Here is an 8,213-nt window from a genome sequence, read left to right as displayed (position 1 = left end):
CAACCCACAAGCCACACGTTTCCTGCAAACCGTAGAGCTTTGAAACCACGAATTCCTGTGGGAATTCAGAAGCCTCCGGATTCTTCACGGCCGACTAGGTCATCCGCCTTCGAGTCGACCTGCTGCCTTGGGGCAGTCACTTTGATCTTATCGACAAACACACGATCGATGTTTTCAAGCACTTCGTTCGTAAAGGCCATCAGCATCTCAGCCGTATGATGGCCTGTGGTCACCTGCAGGCGGACCGCAGTGTGGTGTTCGGGATCTCGTATGCCTTCAAGCTCGACCCGAAGTAACCTCAGGGTTTCCTGAGCATCGGAACAATCGGTCAGATCCAGCGCGCATTCGGTGAATCTCAGGAGCCCGACCCGATGCCTCACGAATTCAGGTGTGCCGTCACCAAGCTCGACAATCGCGACGGTGCCGCCCGTGCGTTCCCCGAAATGGCGTGGCTGTGGAATACCCGGCATCACAGCGAGAACCGGGCCAGATGTGCGTTCGAATGGCGCATGGATATGTCCGAGGCACCAGAGGTCGAAGCCGTGAGCTATAAGGTCCTGCTCGGAGCAGGGAGCATATGGGTCATGCCCGGGCGAGCCGTCGAGGGAAGTGTGCATCAGCCCGACGTTTTTCTGCCCTACCACCGGTGCGGGATAGTCGGGCAGGAAGCTTTTTGAAACGTGCGCTGTGTCGAACGACAGTCCGTGGAACCATACGCCAGCGATTTCCACACTTGGTTCCTCTTTGTGCAGCAGATGGATATTCGGGCCAAGATCTCCGTGGGCACGGTGATCGAGAAGTGCATCGTGGTTGCCACGGATCAAGACTGTGGGAATATCGGCGTCAGCGGCTCGTGACAGCTGCGAGATCAGAAAAGCCCTGGACTTCAGATCCGGCTGGTCGTTGTCAAAGATGTCGCCAGCGATAACCAGCGCATCGACGTTTTCCGAGATAGCAAGGTCGACAATCCGAACGAACGCATCGCGGCTTGCCTGTTTCAGTCGGTCGCCCAGTTCCGGGTTGCGCATCGCGGCCGAACGGATCGGCGAACCTAAGTGAATGTCGGCTGAAACAAGTAGGCGCATAAAACTTCAGTCTACTCTCAAATCAAGTTAGCTAGACTAGGGCATGTCTATGAAACGATAGGTTGCAGAGATTGCTTTGTCCAAACGAAATTTGGAAACCTGGGAAGATAGAAAGTTCCACTCCCTAGTATGAGCTTGCGCCCATCAGACGTTAGGAACGAACGACAACTTTAGCAAGACAGAAGAGGTCATCTGAATGACCGATTTGGGGGCGCGAAGCGGACGTCTGATAGCTGTCAGCCAGCTCTTCCGTCCCCTTGTTCCCTATTTGGGAGGGCTATAGAGGGCAATGGAGTAGATATAGTTCTCATCGCTATCCCGCATGCCCCGGCATGTGGAGCGGCGATCACCGGAGAGCCGTGCCCGATGATGAGGAACACGACATCGACGCTATAGCCCCTCTCAGCCGCACGATGCGACTTCCAGTGCTAACTGGCGCAGTTTCATTAGCGGTTTTGGCCATTTTCCGAATGGCCGGATCGGGGTGGATTCCGGCCCGACGGTTTTTGGGCGGCAAATCTAGGAAAACGAGCATTCAGTTGGCCGCTCCACTCCGACGGCAACGCGCCTTCATTCTCGCCGTTCGAAGTGCTAAGCGTACAGCCCGAAGCCGGACATTATTTCAAGTTGCACTTCCTGCTGATCCGACGATGGAGCTGGATACTCTTCAACCATTGCTGAGCTGCGTTTTATCCACAACAGTGTTTGCGGTTGCGGCGCTGTCCGCCATGCTGGACTATCGCGCGATTATTGGGGGGACGACGCGAACGTGAACTTGGCGATTGGAAATTCTACTGCGGCGGCTGCCGTGACAACCGAATCTGGATTATGGATGTCACCGCAGGTCGTCGCGGCCTTACTCACACTTGCCGGCGTAATCGTCGGCTTGATCGCTCGCGACATCGTCACGGCAATCTATCTGGTGCGGCAGAAGCGCACTCAAGAGCTTGCCGACAGGAAAAAAGCCGCGGACAAGCAGCATCAGGACCTAGTGCGCCTCTATTCGGATCCTCTTAAGGACGCGGTGTCGAGCCTAAGGCATCGGCTCAAGGAGATCGTCGAGCAGAAGCAAGCCCGCTATCTGCTCGCCGACGCCCCCAACACTCCCTTCCTCGACGATAAACGGATCAGCACGCTGTATCGGATCGCTGCCGTCTTGGGCTGGATCCGCGCGATCCGGCGCGAGCGCAGCTATCTCGATCCGCAACAGGCATCCGCCTCGGTTGAAATGCGGGCCATCGACGCGTTCGAAAAAGCGCTGGCGGATGGAACTCATGTCGAGCTGCAGCGGCTCGACGAGTTGTCCAATCTGTGGCGCGTCTCTGCGATCGTCCCTCAGCAGAGGGGCCATATTGCTAGCCTGATTGATGGCGAGCGTGCGGGTTTTCTCGCCATGAAGAAAGCGCTCAGCGCAAGTGACCTGTCCGACGCGGACCAAGTCGAACTGGCGGTGCGGTGCGCCGCGATCATCCAGAGGGGAGTCGGCGTCGACATTCCGGCCGATCTCGTCGCGGCGACCGCTAAGCAGAGCACGGTCACCTTCGGCATCAAGGAAGCCTATATCTATCGCGACTGGCAGGTCGCGATCGGCGATATGATGCTCGAGGAAGACAAGGGGGGCACCCGCCATTTTTCGGTGCTCGGGTTTGGTGTTTTCGAGGATATGGTTCTCGAAGCGCGCAAAGACCCGCAGTCGCACGTGGCGCGCTGGGTCGGTCGTCTAGAACGTCTCATCCACGATCTGGACATGACACAGATATGCTTTCTATCAGAGCTGCATCAAGGCAGTGCTGATTAAGCATCAGCCGATCTGGTCAAAGGCCATGCGTAGCGGGCGCAAGCGTTTCGTTCGAACGCTAGATACCAACGACCAGGATGTCTTCGCGGCGGCTGGTCTCATGGAAGATCCCACGCCCCATCAGGTCGTGACGTGGTGGGATGCTGTTTCGGGGTATGCGCGCCTCATGTCCGACCAGGAGAAGATGGAGCAAGGCCGCGTTGCAGAGATATTGACGCTCGATCATGAGCGGGGACGGCTGAATGCGATTGGAATCGACAAGGAACCGGAATGGCCTGGCTTCGATGACAACTACGCGGGTTATGATGTTCTATCGTATGACCAAGGCGAGACGGGTCTTCAGAACCGGATGATCGAGGTAAAATCGACCACGGTTTCGCCCCTTCGTTTCATCTTAACGCGCAACGAGTGGAACAAGGCAGAGCAAACCGGCGAAGCCTACATCTTTCATGTCTGGGACATGAACAAAGAACCTCCGGTTCTTCACATTCGTACCGTTGCCGAGGTTGCTCCGCACATCCCCTCGGACAACGGTAGAGGGAAGTGGAACAACGTCGCTGTTCCGATAGCAGGTGCCTAATCCGTGCGCAGAGATGGCCAGCAGCGACCGTGACCTTCGCCCCTCAAGCATCCAGTTGCTTGATAATCAGTATCTTGAGGCGACTGTCCGAAACTAGCAACACGGTTTGCGGCCAAAGCCTATGGAGTATCAGCCATTTGCGCGGCGTTGCCGCGCGTGGCGGGCGACGCTCCGATGTTTGATGTCTCCGGCGCAGCCCGCCATCGGTCACGCCCGCTTCATATGCGGTTGAGTCCTGTCATGCGCGTCTGCTGATTGTTCCCCTGCAAACGCTTCCTTCCCCTTTTCGGCCCACAGCTTTCGCGCGCGTTCGCTGTCCTCGCTGTTGAGCTTTTCGGCCATCCAGAGCAGCGCGCCATAAATCATGGCGCGATCATCGCCAGTGAGTTCCACGATGCCGGCCGTGACGACGAGACCGCCCAACTCAATGAGCGTTCGAGTCCGTCTCCGGCGCTCTTTCTGCCAATCGCGCATGTTGCTACGCGCCCGTTGCGCCTAACCTCGTCGCAGGTTGCCGACCCTGCTCCCTTAGAACCAGAACAGCGCCTGCACCGCGCCGCCGAAATAATGGCCGGCAAGGAATTGCACGAGGTCAGCGACAGGGACCGTGAAGCCGCTTTGGCTCGCGCCGAACAGCGCGGACTTGTCCTGTCCGGCGAGCAGGCCGACGCGCTTGCGCATGTCACGGACGGGCGCGATCTCGGCATCGTCGTAGGTTATGCCGGAACGGGAAAGAGCGCGATGCAGGGTGTTGCCCGCGAGGCATGGGAAGCGGCAGGCTACGAGGTTCGCGGCGTGGCGCTGTCTGGCATCGCCGCCGAGAATTTGGAAAGCGGATCAGGCATCGCGTCCCGTACCATCGCCAGCATGGAACATGGCTGGCAGAACGGCCGCGACCTGCTCACCGCCCACGACGTTTTAGTAATCGACGAGGCGGGGCATGAGGGATTCGAACTCGACCGGGGTAGATTGACACGCTTGACTTCGCCCAGCACCCTTCCTGCTGCTGCCTGCCCCTCCTTTTTCTACGCCAGGGCATCCTATTCACCGCACAGCAGAGCCGGACGTCTTTCCCGTTGCGAGGCTTTACGCTTCCATCTTCCCAAGCCCCTTCCGGGCACGGGTTTTTTGGAGCCAATGGCAGTCAAGCGTAAGAGGAACAACACCGAGGTCACGCCCTCGACTGGACCGGAAACGGACCAGAATGATTCCACGCGCACCGACACCGCCCTCCGCTCACTTGCCCGCCTGATCGGTCGCCAGATTGCCCGCGAACAGTTCGAACGGAAACTCGCGGCGGAACGCAAGGCAGAACGCTTCTGACGTCAAAACCCTTTGCTTTTATACGTATAACACGTATAATTGGGCAGATATACCTTCTCGGAGTCTGCCATGCCGACGGCAACATCACTCGAATTTCAGCGCAAGTTCGGAGAATATCTGAACGAGTCCCACCGCGAGCCCGTGGAGATCACACGCCATGGTCGACGGGAGTTCGTGCTGCTGTCGGCGGCGCAGTATGATGAACTGCGAGCGGCGGCAGAAGGCCATCAGAAAGATGGGGAGACATCAGCCCTCCCCGAACAAAAGTAGCGAGTCGCTACCCGCAACACTGACCATGGAGCTTGGAAGGACTAACCGATGACCCGAGTCGCGCTCTATGCCCGCTACTCCTCCGAAAATCAGCGCGAAGCGTCGATCGAGGACCAGTTCCGGATTTGCCGGGAACAGGCGAAGCGGGAGAAGTGGAAAATCGTCGAGACCTACAAGGATGCGGGAATCTCCGGGGCCAGCATGATCCTGCGTCCCGGCATCCAGTCCCTGCTCCAGGATGCGCAGGCCGGGAAGTTCGACATGGTGCTGGCCGAAGCGCTGGACCGGGTCAGCCGCGACCAGGCCGATGTCGCCACCTTCTACAAGCACCTGAAGTTCGCCGGCGTCCCCATCGTCACCCTCTCGGAAGGCGAGATCAGCGAGTTGCATGTCGGGCTCAAGGGCACGATGAACGCGCTGTTCCTCAAGGACCTGGCCGCGAAGACGCATCGCGGGCTGCGTGGCCGCGTCGAGGCGGGCAAATCGGGCGGCGGGCTTTGCTATGGCTACAAGGTCGTCAAACAACTCGACGCACGCGGCGATCCGATCCGCGGTGATCGCGAGATCGACGAAGCGGAGGCGAACATCGTCCGGCGCATCTTCCGGGAATTTGCCTCTGGTGTGGGCCCGCGTACGATCGCTCGCACCCTGAACGAAGAGGGCATTCCCGGACCAAACGGCAAACCATGGGGCGACACCACGATCCGCGGCCATGTGAAGCGCGGAACCGGCCTCATCAACAACGAGCTCTATATTGGTCGCCTGATCTGGAACCGGCTACGCTACATCAAGGATCCATCGACCGGAAAGCGCGTGTCGCGCCTCAACCCCGAGAGCGAATGGCTCACCCGCGAGGTGCCTGAGTTGCGCATCGTCGATGATGAGCTTTGGCAAGCGGTGCGCGAGCGGCAGGCCGCGATCGCGGATAAATACGCGAATGTCACTGAGGCGGTGCGCAAGCACCACAAGAAGAACCAGCTCAACGGCAAGCGCCGGGCTCGGTCTCTTCTGTCCGGCCTGGTGTTCTGCGGCTGCTGCGGCGGTCCCTATTCGCTGCGCGGTGCAGGCCGCTTCGCCTGCTCCAACCACATCAGCAAGGGAACCTGCCCCAACAGCCGAACCATCCGGCAGGATGAACTGGAGAGCCGTGTGCTCTCTGGGCTCAAGGATCGCATGATGGCGCCAGAGATCGCCGCCGAAGCGATGCGCGCCTATGCGGAAGAGACCAACCGGCTAAACCGCGAGCGGCGCTCCAATGCGGATGTCTGGCAGGTGGAACTGGCGAAAGTCGATAAACAGATCGCCCAGATTGTCGAGGCCATTGCCGACGGAATGTATCACCCCTCGATGAAGGAGAAGATGACCGGCCTGGAAACCCGGAAGTCCGAATTGACCTCACTCTTGGCGGATGCGCCGGAGGACAAACCAGACCTGCTGCCGACGGCGTCAGCGATCTATGCGAAGAAGGTCGCAAAGCTCACACAAGCCCTGAATCGCCGTGCCGAGCGCCAGGAAGCGGCTGAGGCTTTGCGGATGCTGATCGAGAAGATCGTGCTGACACCGGGGCCGGAACGGGGCGAGATCGACGCGACGCTTCACGGCGAACTGGGTCAGATCCTGGCGTGGACGGAACGGCAAGCTGTTGGAAAGGCTTCCAAAACGACAAAACCCGCCGCTAGCGCGACGGGTTTGTTGGTATCGGTGGTTGCGGGGGCAGGATTTGAACCTGCGACCTTCAGGTTATGAGCCTGACGAGCTACCGGGCTGCTCCACCCCGCGTCAATTTTTCTGCGTTTTTGCCTGTTTTCATGACAAAAGGCCGCTTGTTGCGGCCTTTGTCGTTTTTGGCTTTGTTCTGAGAAGATTTTCATGCGTTTAGCAGACCTGGCAGCGACCTACTCTCCCGTGTCTTAAGACAAAGTACCATCGGCGCTGGGGCGTTTCACGGCCGTGTTCGGAAAGGGAACGGGTGCAGCCGCCCCGCCATAACCACCAGGTCGGCGAAACGCATGTAATCGAGAAGCTGGTAAAAGCGAATAGTGATTAGCGAATGGCGAATAGAACATGCGCCTCAAGCCTCACTGTTCGCTGGTTGACCTTCCGGTCATTGATTGTTCGCCTTCGGGCGAAGCCGCAAGGCCAAGCGGCCGTCGCGCATTTTTGCGCGTGCCGTCCGCAGGATAGCGGCTTTCGCCGCGCTCATCCGCAAGAACAATTGAGATGAGCATAAGCAATGAGAATGATTCAAGCCGATCGAGTTATTAGTACCGGTAAGCTCCATGCGTTGCCGCACTTCCACACCCGGCCTATCAACGTGGTGGTCTCCCACGACTCTCAGGGAATACTCGTTTTCAGGTCGGTTTCCCGCTTAGATGCCTTCAGCGGTTATCCGTTCCGTATATAGCTACCCTGCTATGCGGCTGGCGCCACAACAGGTCCACCAGAGATACGTCCATCCCGGTCCTCTCGTACTAGGGACAGATCCTGTCAATATTCCTACACCCACGGCAGATAGGGACCGAACTGTCTCACGACGTTCTGAACCCAACTCACGTACCGCTTTAAATGGCGAACAGCCATACCCTTGGGACCTGCTCCAGCCCCAGGATGCGATGAGTCGACATCGAGGTGCCAAACAACCCCGTCGATATGGACTCTTGGGGGTCATCAGCCTGTTATCCCCGGCGTACCTTTTATCCGTTGAGCGATGGCCCTTCCACGCGGGACCACCGGATCACTATGACCGACTTTCGTCTCTGCTCGACTTGTCAGTCTTGCAGTCAGGCAGGCTTATGCCATTGCACTCAGCGAACGATTTCCGACCGTTCTGAGCCCACCATCGCGCGCCTCCGTTACTCTTTAGGAGGCGACCGCCCCAGTCAAACTACCCACCATACACTGTCCCGGATCCGGATAACGGACCGCGGTTAGACATCCATGTAGATAAGGGTGGTATTTCAAGGATGGCTCCACGCGAGCTGGCGCCCACGCTTCAAAGCCTACCACCTATCCTACACATGCCGACACGAATGCCAGTGTAAAGCTATAGTAAAGGTGCACGGGGTCTTTCCGTCTAACCGCAGGAACCCCGCATCTTCACGGGGAATTCAATTTCACTGAGTCTCTGCTGGAGACAGCGGGGAAGTCGTTACGCCAT

At 58.4% G+C, this 8,213-nt stretch carries 6 protein-coding genes, 1 tRNA gene, 2 rRNA genes and 1 pseudogene (1 of these 10 cut by a window edge); 5 read left to right on the top strand and 5 right to left on the bottom strand.

Going from position 1 to position 8,213, the window contains the following annotated elements:
• Positions 1-65: 65 nt before the first annotated feature.
• Positions 66-1,085 carry a metallophosphoesterase family protein gene (locus AC07E3_RS06490; RefSeq protein WP_478360704.1) on the bottom strand — a complete coding sequence of 340 codons (1,020 nt, stop codon included), beginning with the start codon at positions 1,083-1,085 and terminating at the stop codon, positions 66-68.
• An 832-nt stretch (positions 1,086-1,917) separates the two neighbouring features.
• Between AC07E3_RS06490 and AC07E3_RS06485 the strand changes: the two genes are divergently transcribed.
• Both AC07E3_RS06485 and AC07E3_RS06480 read left to right on the top strand, forming a co-directional pair.
• Positions 1,918-2,883: a hypothetical protein gene (locus AC07E3_RS06485; RefSeq protein WP_478360702.1), complete on the top strand. Its 966-nt coding sequence runs from the start codon at positions 1,918-1,920 to the stop codon at positions 2,881-2,883.
• Positions 2,873-3,463: a protein NO VEIN domain-containing protein gene (locus tag AC07E3_RS06480; RefSeq protein WP_478360700.1), complete on the top strand. Its 591-nt coding sequence runs from the start codon at positions 2,873-2,875 to the stop codon at positions 3,461-3,463. Before AC07E3_RS06485 ends, AC07E3_RS06480 begins: the two co-directional genes overlap by 11 nt.
• 207 nt (positions 3,464-3,670) lie before the next feature.
• On the opposite strand, the gene AC07E3_RS06475 is transcribed toward AC07E3_RS06480, so the two are convergent.
• Complete coding sequence (locus AC07E3_RS06475; RefSeq protein WP_478360698.1) at positions 3,671-3,937, bottom strand: conjugal transfer protein TraD; 267 nt, start codon at positions 3,935-3,937, stop codon at positions 3,671-3,673.
• Between the two features lie 54 nt (positions 3,938-3,991).
• Here AC07E3_RS06475 and AC07E3_RS06470 point away from each other — a divergent pair.
• The 3 genes and pseudogenes from AC07E3_RS06470 to AC07E3_RS06460 all read left to right on the top strand — a co-directional run.
• Positions 3,992-4,411 (top strand): annotated as a pseudogene (locus tag AC07E3_RS06470) (AAA family ATPase); the annotation flags it as partial.
• Between the two features lie 444 nt (positions 4,412-4,855).
• A complete protein-coding gene (locus AC07E3_RS06465) occupies positions 4,856-5,056 on the top strand; it encodes a type II toxin-antitoxin system prevent-host-death family antitoxin (RefSeq protein WP_478360696.1) in 201 nt (66 codons plus the stop codon).
• Between the two features lie 48 nt (positions 5,057-5,104).
• Positions 5,105-6,802, top strand: a complete 1,698-nt coding sequence (locus tag AC07E3_RS06460) for a recombinase family protein (RefSeq protein WP_478360717.1) — start codon at positions 5,105-5,107, stop codon at positions 6,800-6,802.
• Here AC07E3_RS06460 and AC07E3_RS06455 read toward each other — a convergent pair.
• The 3 genes from AC07E3_RS06455 to AC07E3_RS06445 all read right to left on the bottom strand — a co-directional run.
• A tRNA-Met gene (locus AC07E3_RS06455) sits at positions 6,759-6,835 on the bottom strand. The genes AC07E3_RS06460 and AC07E3_RS06455 overlap by 44 nt on opposite strands.
• Positions 6,836-6,938: 103 nt before the next feature.
• Positions 6,939-7,053: ribosomal RNA gene (gene rrf / locus AC07E3_RS06450) — 5S ribosomal RNA — on the bottom strand.
• 243 nt (positions 7,054-7,296) lie between these two features.
• Positions 7,297-8,213: ribosomal RNA gene (locus tag AC07E3_RS06445) — 23S ribosomal RNA — on the bottom strand (it continues 1,956 nt past the right edge of the window).

The organism is Nitratireductor lacus, from assembly GCF_056431025.1.
Note: the sequence above shows the minus strand (reverse complement) of the source record. Positions and strands in the feature narration are given on the sequence as shown.